Source organism: Stenotrophomonas sp. 24(2023), from assembly GCF_030913365.1.
Taxonomy (GTDB): domain Bacteria; phylum Pseudomonadota; class Gammaproteobacteria; order Xanthomonadales; family Xanthomonadaceae; genus Stenotrophomonas.
In genome coordinates this window covers 2,816,355-2,837,549 of record NZ_CP133160.1, presented here as the reverse complement: position 1 = coordinate 2,837,549, position 21,195 = coordinate 2,816,355, and the positions used below count along the sequence as shown (strand labels likewise).

13 protein-coding genes, 2 tRNA genes and 1 other RNA gene are annotated in these 21,195 nt (G+C 67.4%); 5 read left to right on the top strand and 11 right to left on the bottom strand.

Features of this window, described 5'->3' with window-relative positions; all coding sequences use genetic code 11:
- Positions 1-6 precede the first annotated feature (6 nt).
- The gene (dnaX, locus tag Q9R17_RS12665) at positions 7-1,953 is read right to left on the bottom strand and encodes a DNA polymerase III subunit gamma/tau (protein WP_308154961.1); all 1,947 of its coding nucleotides are present in this window, start codon (positions 1,951-1,953) and stop codon (positions 7-9) included.
- A 139-nt stretch (positions 1,954-2,092) separates the two neighbouring features.
- Between dnaX and Q9R17_RS12660 the strand changes: the two genes are divergently transcribed.
- Positions 2,093-2,185, top strand: a tRNA-Ser gene (locus Q9R17_RS12660).
- 451 nt (positions 2,186-2,636) lie between these two features.
- A complete protein-coding gene (locus Q9R17_RS12655; RefSeq protein ID WP_308154960.1) occupies positions 2,637-3,779 on the top strand; it encodes a DUF3667 domain-containing protein in 1,143 nt (380 codons plus the stop codon).
- A gap of 41 nt (positions 3,780-3,820) precedes the next feature.
- On the opposite strand, the gene sugE is transcribed toward Q9R17_RS12655, so the two are convergent.
- Positions 3,821-4,138 carry a quaternary ammonium compound efflux SMR transporter SugE gene (sugE, locus tag Q9R17_RS12650; protein WP_308154959.1) on the bottom strand — a complete coding sequence of 106 codons (318 nt, stop codon included), beginning with the start codon at positions 4,136-4,138 and terminating at the stop codon, positions 3,821-3,823.
- Between the two features lie 300 nt (positions 4,139-4,438).
- Here sugE and ffs point away from each other — a divergent pair.
- Positions 4,439-4,535: signal recognition particle sRNA small type (gene ffs, locus Q9R17_RS12645), an RNA gene on the top strand.
- Positions 4,536-4,619: 84 nt separating this feature from the next.
- Here the strand turns inward: ffs and Q9R17_RS12640 are convergent.
- From Q9R17_RS12640 to Q9R17_RS12625, 4 genes are all read right to left on the bottom strand, one after another.
- Positions 4,620-13,868: an autotransporter-associated beta strand repeat-containing protein gene (locus Q9R17_RS12640; protein ID WP_308154958.1), complete on the bottom strand. Its 9,249-nt coding sequence runs from the start codon at positions 13,866-13,868 to the stop codon at positions 4,620-4,622.
- Positions 13,869-14,416: 548 nt separating this feature from the next.
- Complete coding sequence (locus tag Q9R17_RS12635) at positions 14,417-14,803, bottom strand: nuclear transport factor 2 family protein (protein ID WP_308154957.1); 387 nt, start codon at positions 14,801-14,803, stop codon at positions 14,417-14,419.
- Positions 14,800-15,567: an MBL fold metallo-hydrolase gene (locus Q9R17_RS12630; protein WP_308154956.1), complete on the bottom strand. Its 768-nt coding sequence runs from the start codon at positions 15,565-15,567 to the stop codon at positions 14,800-14,802. The genes Q9R17_RS12635 and Q9R17_RS12630 overlap by 4 nt, the downstream gene beginning before the upstream one ends.
- Positions 15,567-16,316 (bottom strand): 3-deoxy-D-manno-octulosonic acid kinase, encoded by a 750-nt coding sequence (locus Q9R17_RS12625; protein WP_308154955.1) that lies wholly within the window; start codon positions 16,314-16,316, stop codon positions 15,567-15,569. Before Q9R17_RS12625 ends, Q9R17_RS12630 begins: the two co-directional genes overlap by 1 nt.
- 21 nt (positions 16,317-16,337) lie before the next feature.
- Here Q9R17_RS12625 and Q9R17_RS12620 point away from each other — a divergent pair, with 21 nt between their 5' ends.
- On the top strand, positions 16,338-17,384 hold the full coding sequence (locus Q9R17_RS12620; protein ID WP_308154954.1) for a glycosyltransferase family 9 protein: 1,047 nt from the start codon (positions 16,338-16,340) through the stop codon (positions 17,382-17,384).
- A gap of 51 nt (positions 17,385-17,435) precedes the next feature.
- Here the strand turns inward: Q9R17_RS12620 and Q9R17_RS12615 are convergent, their stop codons facing one another.
- Both Q9R17_RS12615 and Q9R17_RS12610 read right to left on the bottom strand, forming a co-directional pair.
- Complete coding sequence (locus Q9R17_RS12615) at positions 17,436-17,834, bottom strand: DUF6165 family protein (RefSeq protein ID WP_308154953.1); 399 nt, start codon at positions 17,832-17,834, stop codon at positions 17,436-17,438.
- A gap of 481 nt (positions 17,835-18,315) precedes the next feature.
- Positions 18,316-18,406 (bottom strand) — tRNA-Ser (locus tag Q9R17_RS12610).
- A 159-nt stretch (positions 18,407-18,565) separates the two neighbouring features.
- On the opposite strand from Q9R17_RS12610, the gene Q9R17_RS12605 reads away from it, so the two are divergent.
- Positions 18,566-19,270, top strand: a complete 705-nt coding sequence (locus Q9R17_RS12605; RefSeq protein WP_308154952.1) for a protein phosphatase 2C domain-containing protein — start codon at positions 18,566-18,568, stop codon at positions 19,268-19,270.
- 75 nt (positions 19,271-19,345) lie between these two features.
- Here the strand turns inward: Q9R17_RS12605 and dnaQ are convergent, their stop codons facing one another.
- From dnaQ to Q9R17_RS12590, 3 genes are read right to left on the bottom strand one after another with little or no spacing between them, the layout of a single operon-like run.
- Positions 19,346-20,077: a DNA polymerase III subunit epsilon gene (gene dnaQ / locus Q9R17_RS12600; RefSeq protein WP_308154951.1), complete on the bottom strand. Its 732-nt coding sequence runs from the start codon at positions 20,075-20,077 to the stop codon at positions 19,346-19,348.
- Positions 20,078-20,081: 4 nt separating this feature from the next.
- Positions 20,082-20,534, bottom strand: coding sequence for a ribonuclease HI (rnhA, locus tag Q9R17_RS12595; protein ID WP_308154950.1), 453 nt, complete (start codon positions 20,532-20,534; stop codon positions 20,082-20,084).
- 12 nt (positions 20,535-20,546) lie between these two features.
- Positions 20,547-21,191 (bottom strand): methyltransferase domain-containing protein, encoded by a 645-nt coding sequence (locus tag Q9R17_RS12590; protein WP_308154949.1) that lies wholly within the window; start codon positions 21,189-21,191, stop codon positions 20,547-20,549.
- Between the last annotated feature and the right edge of the window lie 4 nt (positions 21,192-21,195).

Below are 21,195 nucleotides of genomic sequence, written 5' to 3'. Positions count from 1 at the left end.
GTCGTCTTACTCATCAATGGGACGGATGGAATCGGAAACGACCCGGGCGCCGTGCTGCTGGATGAGCACCTGCACTTCCGGATCGTCCATGAAAACGGCCTCGGCGGCCTGCTGCCGCTCGCCACGCTGGCGATCGGCACGTTCGTGCAGCGTTTCCGCCGGCACGTGCGCGGCTTCAACGAAGTCGACCACGATCTTCAGCGGCTGCCCCAGGGATTTCTCGATCACCTCGGCCAGCGCCGCCAGCGCGCGCTCGGAACGCAGGTATTCAAATCCGGGCGACAGGCCCAGTTTCAAGACCCCCTGCTGGCAGCTGATGAACGCGGCGTTGGCCGCCAGCTGCCGGGAGGGGCCACTCAGGCCACTGCCGGCCACCAGCTCCAGCCAGTCCTCGGCACTGGCCAGTTCGCTGATGCTGGCCTGGAACGGGGCAACGGCAGCCGCCACCGGCGTGATGGCGATGCCTTCCGGGCGGAACGGGCGAGGCTCTGCCGGTGCCGGCGGCTCATGCCAGGGCGCGGCCATGGCCGCTTCAGGACCGGCCATTTCCGCGGCCAGTGCTTCGTCGCGGTCGTCGCTGCTGCTGGTCTTCCACGGCGGCAGGTCATCGGTGGCCGACGGCGCTGCAACCCCAGGCGCAACCGGCGCTTCCACCGGCGCCGGGGATTGAACCAGGTCCGGCACCACCGGGGCGGCGACCGGTTCCGGCGGTACAGGCGGCTGCGGCTCAGCGACCACCGCGGCAGGTACGGGCGCAGCGGCAGCCACCGGCGCCGCTTCATGGCCTGCAGCACCTGCATCACCGCCCTGCCCGCTCCCTGCCGATGGCGCCCCCCTTGGCGCGGCCTCCGGCGTACGCGGTACCGGCGGCACCGCCGCGGCCGGGCGGAATGCCAGCATGCGCAGCACGGCCATCTCAAAGCCTGCACGCGGGCTCGGGGCCAGCGGCAGATCGCGGCGGCCGTTCAGCGCCATCTGATACCACAGCTGCACGACCTCCGGACGCAGGCGCGCGGCAAACGCCGTCACGTCCAGACCTTCGGCAACGACCGCCCCCGGTACCAGCTGCTGCACCTGGATGCGATGCAGGCCCTCGGCCAGCGCTTCGAGCACACCGCTCCAATCCGGCGAGAACTCGGCCAGCGTCGCCACCACCTGCAGCAGGCGCGGGCCATCGCCCTCGGCCAGTGCATCGAGCATGGCCGCGACCTGCGTGCGGTCCACGGTGCCCAGCATGGTGCGCACCACGTCCTCGCGCAGCGCGCCGCCGGCATAGGCAATGGCCTGGTCCAGCAGCGACAGGCCATCACGCAGACTGCCGTCGGCGGCCTTGGCCAGCTGCACGATGGCGCTGGCGTCGGCCTCGATCGCTTCAGCCGCCAGGATGCGGGTCATCTGGCCCTGGATCTGGTCCTCGTCCAGGCGCTTGAGGTTGAACTGCAGGCAGCGGCTGAGCACGGTCACCGGCAGCTTCTGCGGGTCGGTGGTGGCCAGCAGGAACTTCACGTGCTCCGGCGGTTCTTCCAGCGTCTTCAGCAGCGCATTGAACGCCGCCTTGGAGAGCATGTGCACTTCGTCGATCAGGTAGACCTTGTACTTGCCACGCGAGGGCATGTACTGCGCGTTCTCGATCACCTCGCGCACGTCATCCACGCCGGTGTTGGAGGCGGCGTCGATTTCCAGCAGGTCGATGTAGCGGCCGGCATCGATGTCCAGGCAGGCGGCGCATTGGCCGCAGGGGTCGGCACTGGTGCCCTGCTCGCAGTTCAGCGATTTGGCGAAGATGCGCGCGATGGTGGTCTTGCCCACGCCGCGGGTGCCAGTGAACAGGAACGCGTGGTGCACGCGGCCACTGTCCAGCGCGTTGCTGAGGGCGCGGACCACGTGTTCCTGGCCCACCAGCTCGGCAAAACGCTTCGGACGCCACTTGCGGGCAAGCACGAGATAGGACATCAGGCCACCGTCTTCATCGGATGCTCCATTGTGCCATGCCTGTCCATCCCCACCGGCCTCCCACGGGAGGCTTGTGTCCCGGCCCGGCGCCCGCTAGAATCTGCGCCCCTGCTGAGGCGTTTGCCGATGACAGGGATCCGGAGAGGTGTCCGAGTGGTTGAAGGAGCACGCCTGGAAAGTGTGTAAGCGTCTAAACCGCGCTTCGGGGGTTCGAATCCCCCTCTCTCCGCCAAATGAATAAAGAAGCCGCCCATTGGGCGGCTTTTTTATTTGGCTGGTGGGAGGCATCAAGTGAGAGAGGCCCCGCAGGGGTTCGGCAGTTCTGCAGGAGCGGAACCGGACCGCCGAAGGCAGGCCCAGCAACCGTGCCTCATCAACCTCTACCCGCTCCTGCAGGGGAAGCCTTTCAGAAGCGCTGGCGTCTCCAGAAGAGCCGATGCTCATCCACGCATGGCGTGGATCTACCCGCCCCCCGTTGCTCATCCACGCATGGCGTGGATCTACCCGCCCCCCGTTGCTCATCCACGCATGGCGTGGATCTACCTGCCTTCGCGCTCCATCCACACGTGGCGCGCATTCCTGTAGATCCACGCCATGCGTGGATGCGGCTCGCCCCCAAAAGCTGAACGAATCCTGAAAAATCGCTATCGTAGGCGCTCTCCACCTGCCGCCCTGCCTAAGCCATGAGCTCCACCGACACCGTGCACGCTGCCGTGCCTGACGCCACTGCGCCCGCACACGGCGCCTGCGAGAACTGCCAGACCATGCTGCATGGCCACTACTGCCACAGCTGCGGACAGTCGGCCCACAACCCGCTCAAGCACGTCGGTCACGCCATCGAGGAAGTCTTCGAATCGTTCTGGCACCTGGACGGGCGTATCTTCCGCACCCTGCGCGATCTGCTGGTGCCCGGGCGCGTGGCCAGGAACTACCTCAACGGCAACCGCGTCGGCTATGTACAGCCACTGCGCCTGTTCGTGGTCCTCACGCTGTTCACGTTCTTCGTCGGCAAGCTGACCCTGCATGCCGACGATTTCAGCCTCAACGGCGGCGACAACAGCCTGTTCACCAAGGCGCAGACCGTCGAGGAAGTCGAGGCCATCCGCAGTGCGCAGGTAGCCGCCTTCGAACAGCAGCAGCGCACCTCACCCAGTGGCGCGGCCGCGTTCGCAATGGCCATGGCGGCGGTGAACACGGCGGCGGCCCAACGCAGCAAGGAACTGAGCGGCGGCGAACTGCCAGCGCAGGATGCCAGCCAGCACGGCACGTTCTTCGATTACTCCGTCAACGGTACCCCCTGGAATGCCGATTCCAACCCGGTGGTGGTGACCGGTGCGCCACAGTTCGTCAACAACTGGCTCAACCACCGCCTGCAGAACGGCAATGCCAACCTGGAGCGGATGGGCAACAAGACCGATCTGTACGTGCAGGCCATCCTCACCGCCCTGCCCGGCGCGCTGTTCTTCCTGATGCCGGTGTTCGCGCTGGTATTGCGCGTGGCCTATGTTTCGCGGTCAACAGGATATCTGGAACATCTGGTGGTCGCGCTGTACAGCCATGCCTGGCTGATGCTGGTACTGCTGCTCACCTTCCTGCTGGTAGGGCTGGATGCAGCGATGGCCTCGCCCGCGCTGCACGCGACCAGCCGCTGGCTGTATGCACTGCTGTGGCTGGCGGTACCGGCCTACCTGCTGTGGATGCAGCAGCGTGTCTATGCCGGCAACAAGCTGTTGACCCTGCTGCGCTACCTGCTCATCGGCAGCGTCTACACGCTGCTGGTGAGCCTGGCCGTGCTGTATGCGGTGCTGGCGGGGGTGTCGGCGTAGGGCAGGAGGAACCGGGGCGCCGTACAGCGCCCCGACCGGCCTCAGCTGCTGGACAGCTTCATCAGCACCAGCCCGCTGACGATCAGTACCGCTGCGCCGATGCGCATCGCACTGACCTGCTCGCCCAGGAACACGATGCCCACCACGAACGCGCCTACCGCACCGATGCCTGTCCAGATGGTGTAGGCCGTGCCCAGCGGCAACGTGCGCATCGCCACGGCCAGCAGCCAGAAACTGGCCACCATGCCGGCCAGCGTGATCAGGGTCGGCGTGAGGCGGCTGAACCCGTGGGATTGCTTCATCGCAACCGCCCAGACGATTTCCAGCAGGCCAGCAAACAAGAGATAGATCCAGGCCATGGCGGCCCTCCTTCTGGTAGGGCCAGGCCGTCCTGGTCATTGATGCCCGATACGGGGGAGGCCGTTCCTCCAGGGCCGCGATTCTAGCAACGCTGCGCGCGCCTGCCCGTCCTGCGCCGTCGCGGGTTACAACCGATTCAGTGCCCGCCGCTGGCGCGCGCGCCTGCCGGTGCGCTAGAATGCGCGCCTGCCACCGGCCAGCCGGTGTGCAGTCCGGCTGTGGTCTCCGGCGCGCAACGCGCTGCTTCCCCTGATCCGTGAACCGGCCGCCACCAGGTGGCCAACGTCTCTATGGTGGCCCCGTCGGCCCCTCGCGACGCTAGGTCGAAAACCCCGCCAGGGCCGGAAGGCAGCAACGGTATCGATCGACGCGGGCGCCGAGGTCAGCCGGCGGGGCCACCGCCTTTTGCGGCCAGCCCCCTGCCCTTCACCCGCTGCCACCGGGAGCGCACAGGGCGCGCCCCCGGTGTGCCGGTTGCCGTCAGAAACCGACGCGCAGGTTGATCTGCCCACCGATATCGCGGCGGCCATCGCCATGCTGGCCCTGCATGAACATCGACAGCTGGCTGTTGCGGCCGAGCCCGACCGCCACGCCCAGCTGGCTGACCACCGCATTGCGCGCGATCACCGCACCGTAGGCATCGAACGCTGCGCCGCCGACAGCGAAACGCTGCCGGCTGGCCACGTCGGTATCACCGGTGGCGTGCTGCCAGCCCACGCTGGCGGTCAGCTGCGCCGGGAAGCGCTCACCGTTGCCCACCTCCCAGCGGCCACGCAGGCCGGCCTGCGTGGTGTTGAGCGTGTCCTTGCCGCCATCCAGCACCAGGGCGGCGCTGCCCCCCTGCTCGGTGGCGCTGTCGCTGTCCAGCCAGTGGCGGGTGAACTGCACGAACGGCTGCAGCTGCGTGCGGCCATGGCTCCAGGTCCAGCCCAGTTCCGCCTGCGCGATGGTCACGTCCGCATCCTGGCGGCTGTACAGCGACTGCTGCAGCAGCGGCACCTGGCGCGTGGTGCGCGTGGTGTAGTCACCACGCGAGACACTGCCAGCCAGGGTGAACCCATTCCAGTCGCCCTGCGCGTACACACCGAAGGTGTTGCCGCGGGTACGTGCACGCGAATCACGCTCGTACAGGCGCTGGTCGATGCGCTGGTTGCCGGCGGCCACACCCAGCACCACGTGCTCACCCAGGTTCCAGTCCACGCCGGCCATCAGCGCACTGCGGTTGGCGCGGATGTCATCACCGTTGCCATCGCCATCCTGGCGGAACACCTTGCCGCTGCCGGCCAGCCAGGCCGAGGCACGCTCGCCACGCACCGTCGGCAGTTCACTGCCCAGGCGCTGGCGGATGCCTTCTTCCAGGTAGTTGTCACGCAGCAGCACCGAACGGGTGACCGCGTGGGTTTCGCCGGACAGCTGGTTGAAGGCGGTGCGCGCCGTGGCCGCGTCGTACATCAGCACGGTGTTGTACAGGCCCAGCGCAGGGCCGGACTGCGGCAGGCTGTCCAGCGCCGCTGCCGTGCCACGCTGGTTGCGGGTCTGGGCAACGGTGACGAAGGCCGCGGTCTGCTTCACGTCGATCTTCAACTGCGCGGTGTTGGGCGTGTAGCTCGGCGTCAGCGACAGGAAGGCCGAACTGGTGGTCGGCGGCACGAACTGGCCGGTCACGCCGCCGGTAGCGTTGACCACCGTATAGGTCTGGCCCTGCTGGTAGCTGGTGTTGGGATCGATCGCGTTGACCTGCAGGTTGGCACCGCCGACGTTGGCGCTGCCACCCACCTGCACCACATCGCTGTTGCTGGCGCCCAGATCGATCGCCAGCGTGCTGCCCGGGGCCAGGGTCAGGTTGCCGCCGATGGTGATGGTGCCGATGCCATTGCCGCCGTTGGCGCCATTGCCGGTGCCGTTGCCCGGCGACAGCACGCCGCCGGAATTGACGGTGGTGTTGCCGCCGACCGTGCCGGTACCGGACAAGGTGCCGCCGTTGTTGACCTGCCACTGGCCGCCGAGGGTGCCGGTGACATTCACGCCACCGGCGTTGATCTGGCCGCTGCCGGTGAAGCCGCCGCCGTTGCCGCCCACGTTCACCGTGCCCGGGCCGTTCTGCACGATGGTACCACCGCCACTGAGGATGCCGCCCAGCGTGGTGGTACCGCCGACGTTGAACACCAGGTTGCCGTTGTTGGTGATGTTGCCGGTGATGCCACCGCTGGCACCGCCGTTGCCGACCTGCAGCGTGCCACCGGCGTTGATGGTGGTGCCGCCGGTGTAGGTGTTGTTGCCGGTCAGCACCAGCGTGCCGCTGCCGGCCTGGGTCAGGCCACCGCTGCCGCTGATGGTGCCGCCCACGGTGGTGTTGCCACCGACGTTGAACACCAGGCTGCCGTTGTTGGCGACATTGCCGGTGATCGCCCCGGTCGCGCCACCGTTGCCGACCTGCAGCGTGCCGCCGCTGTTGATGGTGGTGCCACCGGTGTAGGTGTTGTTGCCGGTCAGCACCAGCGTGCCGCTGCCGGCCTGGGTCAGGCCGCCGCTGCCGCTGACCACGCCACCGACGGTGGTGGTGCCCCCCACGTTGTAGACCAGGCTGCCGTTGTTGGTGACGTTGCCGGCAATGGCCGCGCCGGCACCGCCATTGCCGACCTGCAGCGTGCTGCCGGCATTGATGGTGGTGCCCCCGGTGTAGGTATTGTTGCCGGTCAGGGTCAACGTGCCACTGCCGGCCTGGGTCAGGCTGCCGCTGCCGCTGACCACGCCACCGACGGTGGTGTTGCCGCCGATGTTGTAGACCAGGCTGCCGTTGTTGGTGATGTCGCCCAGCACCGACCCGGTGGTGCCACCGTTGCCCAGCTGCAGCGTGCTGCCACCGTTGATGGTGGTGCCGCCGGTGTAGGTGTTGTCACCGGTCAGGGTCAGCGTGCCGGTGCCTGTCTGCACCAGCCCGCCGGTGCCGCTGAGGGTGCCACCGAAGGTGGTGCTGGCGTTGTTGCCACCCGTGGTCAGCGTGGCACCGCCCAGCACCACGCTGCTGCCGGCGATGCCGGCCAGGCCACCGATGCTCTGGTTGCCGGCGGCGCTGATGTCCAGCGTGCCGCTGCCGGTGAAGTTCACCGTGCTGCCGGCGGACAGGCTGCCGCCGGCCGCGACCGCCAGCGTACCGCTGTTGATGGTGGTGGCACCGGTGTAGCTGTTGGTACCGCCCAGGGTCACCGTCGCTGCACCATTCTTGAGCAGGCCACCGGCACCACTGATGTCACCATCGAGCGTGAGCGCGTTGCTGCCCAGCAGGCTCAGCGTGCCGTTGGCCAGCTGCACGGTATTGGCCAGGGTCAGTGCTGCGTTGGTATCCAGTGTGCTGTCACCGCCGACGGTCAGCGTACCGGTGCCCAGCGCGGCGTTGTTGCCCAGCAGCAGGCCACCGGCGTTGAGGGCCACGCCACCGCTGAAGGTGTTGGCCCCGGTCAGGCCCTGCACGCCCGCGCCGTCCTTGACCAGGCCACCGGTGCCGCTGATGGTGCCGGCGAAGGTGGTGTTGCCTACGCCGTTGAGGGTCAGCGTCGAGCCGCCCAGGGTGACGGCGCTGCCGGCCACGCCGGCCAGGCTGCCGATGCTCTGCGCACCACCGGCAGTGATGTCGAAGGTCGTACCCGCGTTGGCGAGGTTGAGCGCACCGTTGGCCGCCAGGCTGCCACCGGCACCGATCGCCAGCGTGCCGGCGTTGATGGTGGTGCCACCGGTGAAGGTGTTGGTGCCGGTCAATGTCGAGGTACCGGTACCCTCCTTGATCAGGCCACCGGTACCGGCGATGGAACCGCTGAAGGTGCCATTGGTCGCATCACCGATCGTCAGCGTGTTCGCGCCCAGATTCACCGTGCCATCGCCCACCAGCGTGCCGAACACCTGCGTACCTGCGCCGGCAGACAGATCGAACACCGCGCCGGTGGCCAGGTTCACGATGCCACTGGCATTCAAGCTGGCGCCTGCGCCCAGTGCCAGCGTGCCGCTGTTGACCCAGGTACCACCGGTATAGGTGTTGGTACCGTTCAGGGTCAGGGTGGCGTTGCCGTTCTTGGTCAGGCTGCCGGTACCGGACAGGTCGCCGTTGAGCACCATGTTGTTGTTGCCCAGCACGGTCAGCCCGGCATTGAGCACGAAGTTGTTGGCCAGCGTCACCGCCGTGTTGGCATCCAGGGTGGAAGCACCACCGACCGTCACCGTGCCCGTACCCAGGGCGGTATTGTTGCCGACCACCAGGCCCCCGCTGTTGAGCGTGACGCCACCGCTGAAGGTGCTCGCACCGTTGAGGGTCTGCGTGCCGGTGCCATTCTTCACCAGGCCACCGGTGCCGGTGATGCTGCCGTTGAAGGTGGTATCGGTGTTGGCGCCCCCCAGCGTGAGGGTACCGCCACCCAGCGACACCGTGCTGCCGGCCACACCGGCCAGCGAGCCGATGCTCTGGTTGCCACCGGCGGAAATATCCAGCGTGCCGGTACCGGCCAGGTTCACCGCGCCGTTGCTGGCCAGGCTGCCACCGGCACCGATCGCCAGCGTGCCGTTGTTGATGGTGGTACCACCGGTATAGGTATTGGCGCCGGTCAAAGTCACCGTGGCCGCGCCGTTCTTGATCAACCCGCCGCCACCACTGATCGGCCCGCCCAGCGTCAGCGCGTTGCTGCCCAGCAGATCCAGGTTCACGCCCAGGCCGAGGCTGATGGCGTTGGCCAGGTTCAGCGCCGCGCTGGTATCAAGCGTGGCATTGCCACCCACCGTGAGCGCGCCGGTGCCCAGCGCACCGTTATTGCCCAGCACCAGGCCGCCGTTGTTCAGCGCCACGCCCCCACTGAAGGTGTTGGCGCCGCCCAGCGTCTGGATGCCGGTACCGTCCTTGATGAGCCCGCCGGTGCCGCTGATCACGCCGTCATACACGCCATTGGCCACGCCCCCCAGCGTGAGCGTGTTGCCGCCCAGCGCCACGGTGCTGCCCGCCACGCCATTGAGCAGGCCGATGGTCTGGTTGCCGCCAGCGGAAATGTCAAAGCCGGCGCCCGGCGCGGCCAGGGTCACCGCACCACCGGCGGCCAGGCTGCCGCCGGCACCGATGGCCAGCGTGCCGGCATTGATCAGCGTGCCGCCGGTATAGGTGTTGATGCCGGTCAGCGTCTCGGTGCCGGTGCCTTCCTTGATCAGGCCACCGGTACCGGCGATGGCGCCGGAGAACGTGCCATTGGTATTGCTGCCGATGGTGATCGAATTTGCCCCCAGGTTGACCGCACCGCTGCCGGTGAGCGTGCCGAACACCTGCGTGCCATTGCCGGCGGAAAGATCCAGCGTGGCGCCCGCGGCCAGATTGACCGTGCCGGTGGAAGCCAGGCTGGCGCCGGCGCCCAACGCCAGGGTGCCGGCATTGACGTTGGTACCGCCGGTGTAGGTGTTGGTGCCATTCAAGGTCAGCACGCTGGCACCGTTCTTCACCAGCCCACCCGTGCCGGAAATCACGCCATTGAGGGTGATGGCATTGCTGCCCAGCACGGTCAGCCCCGCGTTAAGCGCGATGTTGTTGGCCAGCGTGACCGCCGCGTTCGCGTCGAGCGTGGCGGCACCGCCAACCGTGAGCGCACCGGTACCCAGCGCGGCATTGCTGCCCACCACCAGGCCACCGGCATTGAGCTGCACGCCGCCGTTGAACAGGTTGTTGCCGGTCAGCGTCTGCACGCCGGCACCGACCTTCACCAGCCCACCGCCACCGCTGATGACACCGGCGAAGGTCTGGTCGGTGGCGTTGCCGAAGGTGAGCGTGTTGCCACCCAGCTGCACGGCGCTGCCCGCGACGCCGGACAGCGCGCCGATGGTCTGGTTGGTGCCTGCACCGGAGATATCGAAGGTGGCACCGACGCCACCGAGGTTGACGTTGCCGGCCGCCGCCAGGCTGCCACCCGCACCCACCGCCAGCGTACCGGCGTTGACCACGGTACCGCCGGTATAGGTGTTGGCCCCGCCCAGGGTGAGCGTCGCCGCGCCGTTCTTGAGCAAGCCGCCGGCGCCGGTCACCGGCGCGGTCAGGGTCAGGTTGTTGCTGCCCAGCAGGTTGAGGTTTGCCCCACTGGCCACCGCGACGCCATTGCCCAGCGTCAGTGCGCCGGTGGTGTCCAGCGACGCATTGCCCCCGACATTCAGCGTGCCCGTGCCCAGCGCACCGGCATTGCCCAGCTGCAGCGTACCGGCGTTGAGATTGAGCCCGCCGCTGAAGGTATTGGGACCATACAGCCCCAGCGTGGAGGCACCGTTCTTGACCAGCTGACCGGTACCGGCGATGACGCCATTCAAGGTCACGTCACTGCTGCCCAGCAGGTTCAGCGATGTTCCGCCGCCCAGGTTGACGGCGTTGGTCAGGTTCAGGGCAACGCCGCTGTCCAGGGTGACCGCACCGCCCACGTTCAGTGCACCGGTACCCAGCGCACCGGCATTGCCCAGCACCAGGCCACCACCGTTCAACCCCAGCCCACCACTGAAGGTGTTGGCGCCATTCAAGGTCAGCAGCGAAGTACCGTTCTTGGTCAATGCACCGTTGCCGGACAGCACGCCATTGAGGGTGAGGTTCTGGCCGCCGGTCAGGGTCAGCGTGTTGCCTGCGCCCAGCGCTACGTTGTTGACCAGCGCCAACGCCGTCGAGGTGTCCAGCGAGGCATTGCCACCTACGGTCAGCGTGCCGGTGCCCAGCGCGCCCGCATTGCCCAGCAGCAGGCCGCCGGCGTTGAGGGTCAGGCCACCCCCGAAGGTGTTGGCGCCGTTCAAGGTCAGCAGCGAGGCACCGTTCTTGATCAGGCCACCGGTGCCGGACACCACCCCGCCCAGGGTCAGGTTCTGCGCGCCTGGCAGGGTCAGCGACGCCGCCAGGTTCACGTTGTTGGTCAGGTTGAGCGGCGCAGTGCCATCCAGCGTGCCCCCCGCCCCGCTGACCGTCAACGCACCCGTGCCGATCGCACCGTTGTTGCCCAGCAGCAGCCCACCGGCCGTCAGGTTCACACCGCCGGAGAACGTGTTGGCGCCGGTCAGGGTCTGCACGCCCGCGCCCTGCTTGATCAGGCCACCGGTGCCGCCGATGACGCCGGCGAACGTCTGGTTGGTTGCATCGCCGAAGGTCAGCGTATTGGCCCCCAGGTTGACCGTGCTGCCCGCAATGCCGGACAGCGCGCCGATGGTCTGGTTGCCGCCCAGCGAGATGTCCAGGTCTGCCCCGGCACCGGCCAGGTTCACCGCACCGGTCGCGGCCAGGCTGCCGCCGGCCCCCAGCGCCACGCTGCCGGCATTGACGGTCAGGCCACCGGTGAAGGTATTGGCGCCGGTCAGCGTCAGCGTCGATGCGCCGTTCTTGACCAGCCCACCGGCACCGCTGATGACCCCGCCCAGGCCCAGGGCGTTGGCACCACTCAGGTTCAACGAGGCACCGCCGCCCAGCGCGATCGCATTGCCGATGTTGAGCGCGCTGCTGGTTCCCAGGCCGACGCTGCCGTTGACGGTCAACGTGCCGGTTCCCAGCGCCAGCGCATTGCCCAGCGTCAGGCTGCCCGCATTGGCGATCAGGCCTCCGCCGAAGGTGTTGGCGCCATTGAGCGTGAGTGCGGTGGCGCCGTTCTTGACCAGGCCGCCGGTACCGGCGATCACCCCGTTGAGGGTCAAGGCCTGTGCACCCGGCAGCGTCAACGCGGCGCCGGCCCCCAGGTTGATCGCATTGGTCAGGGCCAACGGTGCCGTGCCATCCAGGCTGGCCGCACCGCCCACGGTCAGCGCGCCGGTGCCGAGGCTGCCGGCATTGCCGAGCAGCAGCCCGCCGGCGTTGAGGGTGACACCGCCGCTGAACGTGTTGTTGCCGCTCAGGGTCTGGATGCCGGTGCCGTTCTTGACCAGCGCACCGCCGATGCCGGTGATCGTGCCGCCGAACACGGTGTTGGTGTTCAGCCCCCCCAGTGTCAGCGTGCGTGCGCCCAGATCCACCTGCCCCCCGGCACCGGCCAGCGAACCGATGGTCTGGTTGACAGCGGCTGCCAGATTCAAGGTGGTACCGGTGGTCAGCGAGATCGCACCGGTCGGCGACAGCGAGCCGCCTGCGCCGAGAGCGACCCCGCCCCCGGTAATGGCGAAGTTGCCCGTCAGCAGGTTCGCACCGCCGAGCGTGAGCAGGCCCGCGCCCTGCTTGGTCACGTTGCCGGCACCGGACAGCGAGCCATTGAGGCTCAGCGGCTGGTTGCCGAGCAGGTTGAGGGACGCACCCGCGTTGACCACCAGATTGTTGGCCAGCGAGAAGTTCGCGCTGGTATCCAGCGAAGCGGTGCCGCCCACCGTCAGCGTGCCCGAGCCCAGCGCACCGGCGTTGGTCAGCAGCAGCCCACCGGCATTGAGGTTCACGCCACCACTGAACAGGTTCGCCCCACCCAGCGTCATGACGCTGGTATTGGTCACCGTCAGCCCGCCGGCACCACTGAGCACGCCATTGAGGCCGAATCCATTCGTCCCGCCCAGCGTCAGCCGCCCGACATTGAGGCTGATGTTGTTGGCCAGCGTCAGCCCGGCCGTCGAGGCCGCAAGGGCACCGCCGTTGACGTTGAGCGTGCCGGTACCAAAGGCACCGACGTTGTTGAAATTGACCAGGCCGTCGTTGAGCGTGGTCGCGCCACCGAAGGCACCCAGCAGGTTCCAGGTGCCGCTGTTGACGGTGAGGTTCTCGAAGCCGGTATAGCGCGCCCAGTCGATCGAGGTCAGCGCCCCGCCGGTACCCGCGCCCGGGCCGGTGGACGAGTTCTGCAGGACCAGCCGATCGTTGGTGCCGGTGCCGGCATCCACCGCGCCGGCAGCAGCCAGGTTGACGTTGATGCTGCCAATCACACCGGCGCCGCTGATGCCGGCGTTGTTGACGCTGGAACCGGACACTGCGGTAAACACATTGCCGATGGTGGTGGAATTGCCGAGGTGGACGCTGCCGTTGATGGTGCCGGCATTGAGTACGGTATTGCCGGCCGCCGAGCCGGCAAGACCAATGCGGCCGGTGATGGTGCTGTTGTTGGTGAGGTTGGTCTGCGCACCGCCGTAACTGATGATCGCGGGAGCATCAGCCGTGGTGAACAGCCCTGCACCGAAGATGGTCATGCCAACGGTGCCATCGTTGACGATGTTGGTCGTGCCGCTGGTGGCATTCTGCGTGACCAGCGCCTGGCCACCGAACCCCAGCAGGGAACCGATGTTCACCAGACCATTGATCGCGCCGCCGGCCTGGTTGTGAACGTTGATGTTCGACGTGCCGGTGGTCCCCGCATTGCCCAGCACCATGCCCGATGCCGCCAGGCTGAGGCCACCGGTGATGGTCGGATCGACCGTGCCCTGGTTGTTGACCGTGATGCCGTTGCCGGTGAGCGTGACCGCGTTGCCGCCCAAGAGCAGGGGCACGCTCAGCACCGCGCCGGTGCCGATGTTCATCGTCACGCCGTTGGTGGCATTGGCATAGTTCAGCACCGTGCCGGCGTTGTCGCAGGTGATGATCGCCCCGGCCTGGTTGCAGGCCGCGAAGGCCGCACTGCTGGCCAGTGACAGGCCCAGCGCCACCGCCAGTTGCTTGGCCACCAGGTATCGATGCGGCGACGGCGCTGCGCCGCTGCCTCCCGCCGTCTGTGTGGTGAGTTCCGAAGCCACCTGCATCACGCCCAGGCGGTGATTGAAGACAAGACGGTAAATGCGGTTCATCGATACCTCTCCCTGAAATAACCGACGGCAAGTGCGATGGGTAGAAACCCTGGATTCCGGCCGAGAAAATCCATGCCCGCGCCATTGCGGCGCAGCAGAAAACCACCTATAGGGAATCGATCACATGCTCACGGCGGACCGGCACAACCCGCACCGGATTCCTTCCCGCCGTTTTCAATAACCGCTCATGAATTTCCTTGGCGAATGCGCGGACTCTGCATAATCCACCGCCATTGCCACGTGAACGACGTCGGGACAAAATGAGATGAAGTTCTCATTAGTATTGAAACGTCCCCCTCACACGCCGCGCGGCGGGCGAGGCCTTCACGGATACCTGGCCGTGCACGTCGAGCGGCCGGGCTTATTACGACACAAGCTGTTTTCAAGGCGATTATTGCGGCCCGCCCGACATATTCATTTCCATATTCATGATCGTGATTTTCATTGAATCGATCAAAACATGGGCCGCAGGAAACCATATGCATAATCGGCAAGCCTGCATGGCCTGCTCATGATTTGTGCGATGCGGGATATTCCCGCACGACGGTTCAGGCCGCGGGCGTGCCCTGATGGAATGCCATCCGCCAACCGGCCCCATGCCGGCGCCACAGCGAACTGCGCCACACCCAGCGCTGTGGTTGGCCATCGATGTGGTAGCGGCTGCGGTAACGCACCTGGGCCAGGCCCTCTGCCAGCACCCACACCGCGAAATCGTCCGCTTCCAGCACGACCGGTCCGCCTGCCTGCGCCAGCGCGTCCAGCACCGCCGCGCGGTCGACGCACCGCCCGGAACTGGCAATCTCGTGGAAATCCGCATCCAGAAGCGCGCCAAGCCGCACAGGGTCGGCCCGCACCTGCGGCGAATGCAGGGCCCGTTCCAGCCTTTCCAGTTCGGCGGCGAGCGCCGGCGCAGCGGCGTGGCCGCCCGGGCTCACGGCGGGTCCTGGGCCAGCACGTGCATCGCCGTGGGGGCGGCCAGGGGCACGCACTGCCCCGGCAGGGCCACGCGGTGCCCACGCGCCGCCAGTGCCTGGCCATCGGCCACGCTGGCGTAGTGGTACAGCATCATCCGCGCCTGCAGGTCCGGGCTGTACTCACGCTCCAGATCGTCCACCCCGGTATGCGAGGGATTGCCGTGCAGGCCGCAATCGTGGGCGATCAGTTCGCCGTCGTCGGCGTAACGCGCCAGCATTTCCGGAATCGGCCGGGTATCGCCGCTCCAGGTCACGGCGCCTTTCAGGCGCAGGCCATACGCCGTTTCCGGCCAATGGTGGCGCACCGGGAATACCTCCAGGCGCACCCCTTCATGCCAGAACGCATCGCCCACCACGACCAGCTGGAAGGCATCCCAGAAATTGGCGCCGCCTTCGGCCAGCACGTTCGGGTAGTCGCCGATACGCCGGTGCAGCAGCGGCACCACCGTGGCCGGTACGTACAGGCGCACCTTGCCGCGGCGCTGGGCGCTGAAGTAGGTATCCACGAACAGCCGCTCGAAGCCGGCCACATGGTCCAGGTGCACGTGGGTGACGAACAGCGCCTGCGGCAGGTGCCCGTACTGCGCCTTGAAGGCGGTCAGCCCCTCGCCACCGCAGTCGATGGTCAGCCACGGCCGCCCATCGCGCTCGATCACCGACATCGGCGAGCCCAGCTCGACCGCCGACGCATTGCCGACGCCCAGGAAACGCAACGCCCAGTCCATCAGGTCCCCCGGTTCCAGGCCAGGTCATAGGCGCGGCGCAACCGCGCATAGTCCTTCTGCACGTCTTCCACGCTGCGCTCGCCGCGCAGCTTCAGCAACGAGCGCAACAGGCGCCTGAGGTTGCGTTCGCGCCAGGCCGTGGCCGGAATGCGCTGCACGCCACGGTCGAAATCGATCAGCCAGCCATGCCCGCTGCCGTCGAACAGGATGTTGTGCGCGTTGAGGTCGGCATGGTCCAGGCCCACCCGGTGGAAGCGGGCGATCAAGCGCCCGGCCTCTTCCCACGGTGCGCCACGCCCGGCCACCTGGGCCCGGTCAGCCAGCGAGCGCACGCCCTCGATACGTTCCATCAGGATGGCCGCGCGATAGCGCAGGCCCTCCCGCATGTAGAAGGCGGCGATCGGCCGGGGCACCGGCAGCTTCTGCGCCCGCAGGGCGCGCATCAGGCGGAATTCGGCGAAACTGCGCGTGCGATCGGACCCGCGCCAGATATAGCGGTCACGGCTGAGCTTGGCCGCCAGCCCGCCCCGCAGGTAGTGGCGCAGGACGCTGGGGCCGAAGGGCGCATCGATGAACCAGGCACTGCCCCGGCCCCCGTCGCCCACCGGGCGTGCCCGCTCCCCCCACTGCTGGGGCGAAAACAGGCCGATATCGGCTTGCCGCAGCCGCTCGCGGTCGAACAGAATGGCCCCGATGCCGCGACCCTCGCGGCATGGCGTCAGCGCTTCATTGGCGTCGAATGCGACCATTACATTGAGTCTAACAACACCATGGCATCAACGTCCTCTTCCCTGTGCCTTCTGCGCTTGTCCGCACTCGGGGATGTTACCCACGTGGTGCCCCTGGTGCGCACCCTGCAGACGGCCCGCCCCGACACGCCGATCCACTGGGTGATCGACAAAGTCGGGCAGAAACTGCTCGATGGCCTGCCGGGCGTGGTGTTCCATGCCTACGACAAGAAAAGTGGGCTGGCCGGCATGCGTGCCCTGCGCGCCAGCCTGCCGGCCGGGCGTTTCGAGGCATTGCTGCAGATGCAGGTGGCGCTGCGCGCGAATGTGCTGTCGGCCTTCATTCCCGCCCAGCGACGCATTGGCTACGACCGCGCACGCTCGAAGGACCTGCATGGCCTGTTCATCAACGAGCGTATCGCCGACCGCCCCGGCATCCATGTCCTGGATGCCATCGGCAGCTTCTGCGAACCGCTGGGCCTGCGCCAGACCACCGTCAGCTGGGACATGGCCACGCCGGCCGAGGCCCACCACTGGGCCCGCGCCCAATGGGACGACGATGGCCGGCCGGTGCTGATGATTTCCCCCTGCTCCAGCCATGTCCGACGCAACTGGTACGCCGACCGCTACGCAGCCGTGGCCAACCATGCCGTTACCCGGGGGTGGCGCGTGGTGCTGTGCGGTGGACGCAGTTCACTGGAGCGCTGCATGGCCGATGCCATCCAGGCCCAGCTCGACACGCCCGCGCTGGACCTGGTGGGCAAGGACACGCTCAAGCAGCTGCCGGCGCTGCTGGCGCGCGCGGCGCTAGTGATGACCCCCGACTCGGGCCCCATGCATATCGCCAACGCAGTCGGCGCCAAGGTGCTCGGCCTGCATGCGGCCAGCAATCCTCACCGCAGCGGCCCCTATTCCGACCGCCGCTACTGCGTGGACCGCTACGATGATGCCGCACGGAAGTTCCTGGGCAAGCAGGCCGTGGACCTGAAGTGGGGTACGAAGATCGAATTCGACGACGTGATGGAACTGATCACCGTCGAAGACGGCATCGCCGCCTTTGAACGTTACGTCGCCGACCACCTGGGGTGAAAGACAGGTGCGGACCGCTCAGGGTCCGCCCCCTCCACGTGTGGCGTGGATTTACCGCGTGTAGTCCTGATACGACTTCTCTTCCACATAGGCCGAACCCAGCGCCAGGTTGATCGCCTTCTTGACGCGCGCGCGTTCGTCATTGCGCAGGTACACGCTGCGGGCCAGGTCGATGAACCCCTGATCGAAGGCCTGGGCCTTCTCCTTCAGCCGGATGTCATCCTCGATGTCCCACAGCTGCTCGTTGACCGCCTTCAGGTCCGCACGCAGCCGGGCGATGTCCTTCACCGCGGCCGGGTGCGCCATCCACGCCTGCTCCAGCGCCGACAGTTCCTTGCGCACGTTGGCCAGCTTGCCTTCGTCGCTGATGCGCTCGGCCTTGATCTGCAGGATCGAAATCTTGTCCAGCAGTTCGCCGAAGGATACGGGAACGAGGATTTCAGTGGTCATGGCGGCGCTCCAGCAAGTGATGCGCACATGGTAAACGGTAGATCCACGCCATGCGTGGAGACACGCCCCTTCCGCGCCATGCGCTCCAGGGCCAGCCTGCGGCTGTCCGGTTCTGCTCCTGCAGAACCGTCGAACCCCGTCGGGGGTTCTCATCCCCCCGCAGTCGAGATGCCGACCACGCCAACAACCGCCCATATCACCCAAACGCTGGCCAAGAAAAAAGCCGCCCGTTGGGCGGCTTTCTTCTTTATCTGGCGGAGAGGGGGGGATTGTCGGGTGCATCCATGCACCCGCCCCTTCCGCGCCATGCGCTCCAGGGCCAGCCTGCGGCTGTCCGGTTCTGCTCCTGCAGAACCGTCGAACCCCGTCGGGAGTTCTCTTCCCCCCCGCAGTCGAGATGCCGGCCACGCCAACAACCACCCGCATCACCCGAACGCTGGCCAAGAAAAAAGCCGCCCGTTGGGCGGCTTTCTTCTTTATCTGGCGGAGAGGGGGGGATTCGAACCCCCGAGGCGCTATAAACGCCTGCCTGATTTCGAGTCAGGTACATTCAACCGCTCTGCCACCTCTCCAGAAGTGCCCCGGCGAACCGGGGACGCGCATCATACGAGGATGCGCGGCTGGCGACAAGTCCATTGATGGCCTGGAACGTGAAATTTCCTGCGACGATGCCTTGCCGGATCCCCGCCCCGCCGCGATGATGGCTTTTTCCCGGCATCACCGCCCGCCCCATGATCGAATTCGGACACCTGACCCACCCCGGCCTGCGCCGCCCGCTCAACGAGGACACCTACCACGGTGACGGAGAGCTGGCCCTGTGGCTGGTGGCCGATGGCATGGGCGGGCCGGCCTGTGGCGAAGTGGCCAGTGCGCTGGCGCGCGAGACCATCGTGCGCGAAGTCCGCCGGGGGGCTCCGCTGGTCCAGGCCATCCGCACCGCCGACGAGGAAATCATCCGGGCATCGCGCCGCCGCAACGACAGCCTGCCGATGGGCACCACCGTGGTCGCCGCACGCGTGCAGGGCAACCGCTATGAGGTGGCCTGGGTGGGCGACAGCCGTGCCTACCTGTGGCGCGATGGCCAGCTGGCCCAGCTCAGCCAGGATCACAGCGTGGAGCAGGAAATGGTCGCCCAGGGCAACCTGACCGCCGAACAGGCACGCGCCCACCCGCATCGCAACGTGGTCACGCAGGCACTGGGCGTTACCGACCCGGCGCACCTGAACGTGGCCACCACCAGCGGCGAACTGCGCCCGGGCATGCAGCTGCTGTTGTGCAGCGACGGCCTGACAGAAGAAGTGGATGACCGCAGCATCGCCCGTACCCTGGCCTTCGACGACGCCAGTGCGCAGGAATGCGTGGACACGCTGGTCGCCGCCGCCCTCGACGGCGGCGGTACCGACAACATCACCGTGATCCTGGTGCGTTGCCATTGAGCCACCGCATCCACGCATGGCGTGGATCTACGGAACTCCACCGGTAGATCCACGCCATGCGTGGATCACACCCGGTCAGGCGCTGGCGGGTGTTTCGACCTTCGGACCATCCCACAAGGCATGCCCGGCTTTCTTGCGCAGGCGCTCCAGGCGCGCGGCGTGCGCCTCCTGTTCCGATGCCGTGGCCACCACCCGCGGGCGCGGCAACAGCGTGGCGGCATCGAAGGCCTGCAGTGCCGCCGCCCCCTGGCCACCCTCGTCGTCGGCCAGGCCGAAGCCGATTTCCTCCTGCCCCGAAGTCAGCGCGATGTAGACATCGCCCAGGATCTGCGCATCGAGCAGACCGCCGTGCAGCGCACGGTGCGAGTTGTCCACGCCCAGCCGCTTGCACAGCGCATCCAGCGAATTGCGCTGGCCCGGGAAGCGCTCGCGCGCCATCACCAGGGTATCGATCACCGTGCAGCGATCGGTGATCTTCCCGTACTGCGGCCCCAGCAGGGACAGCTCGTTGTCGAGGAAGCCCAGGTCGAACGCCGCGTTGTGGATGATCAGCTCGGCGCCATCGATGAACGCCAGGAACTCCTCGGCGATCTGCGCGAAGTCGGGCTTGTCGGCCAGGAACTCCAGCGTCAGGCCGGTCACTTCCTGCGCGCCCTGTTCGAACTCGCAGTCCGGCTTGATGTACTGGTGGTAGTTGTTGCCGGTCGGGCGGCGCTTGAACAGCTCCACACAGCCGATTTCGACGATGCGGTTGCCCTTCTTCCACTCCAGGCCGGTGGTTTCGGTATCGAGGATGATCTGACGCATGGGCTCAGTTTACCGGGCTGGCATCGCGGATCTGCATCGCCGCGTTGCGGGCCAGGGTATCCACACGTTCGTTGTCCGGATCACCGGAATGGCCCTTCACCCAGCGCCAGTCGATCTGGTGCCGCAGCGTGGCCGCCTGCAGGCGCTCCCACAGCTCGCGGTTCTTCACCGGGTCGCCGCCGGCGGTCTTCCAGTTCTTGCGGATCCAGCCCGGCAGCCACTGGGTCAGGCCCTGCCGCACGTACTGCGAGTCGGTGTAGAGCACGATCTGGCACGGCTCGGTCAGCGTCTCCAACCCGGAAATGGCCGCCATCAGCTCCATCCGGTTGTTGGTGGTGTGCGCTTCGCCACCGCTCAGTTCGCGCTCGTGGCCTTTGTAGCGCAGCAGCGCGGCCCAGCCACCGGGGCCGGGATTGCCGAGGCAGGAACCGTCGGTATGGATTTCAATGGTTTTCAATACAACTCCAGATCAGGTAGCAACGGTGCCGCGCCAGCGCACCGGCAACGGGGTTGGCCCGGGCAGGGCCAGCGTGCGCTTCTGGGCATGGAACAGGCAGGCCGCCCGCAGCGGTGCCCACCCCGTGCGGCGGCGGCTGCCACTGCCCTGCCAGAACGGCCCGAGATAGCGCACGTCATCGCAGTCCAGCCCGTGCCGGCCCAGCAGCTGGCGGATACGCTGCGGGGTGCGCACCACCAGCCCGTGTTGGCGCCAGCGGGTGCGGAAGGGGCTGAACGGGTTGAGGCTGGTCAGCCACAGGTGCCCCCCGGGCATCAGCACGCGCTCGCATTCATCCAGCAGCCGGTCCGCATCGGCCGCGGTGACATGCTGCAGCACGATGGCGTTGACGCTCTCGTTGGCCAGCGGCAGCGGCAGTGCGCAGCGGGCATCCCCCGCATAGCCCCGGCCCTGCCGGTACAGGCGCAGACCGCGTCCCCCCAGCTGTGCATCGGCCAGCCAGGCCGCAGTGGGCGCCATCCACAGCCAGGGCTGGGTCGGCAGCGCGGACAGCGGCGGCAGCAGCAGCTGGCGCTCGAGCACGCGCAGCGCCGCCGCCGGCTCGCTGTCGAACCACGGTGCCGGGCTCGCTTGACGGAGGCTCTGCAGGGCGGGCATGGTC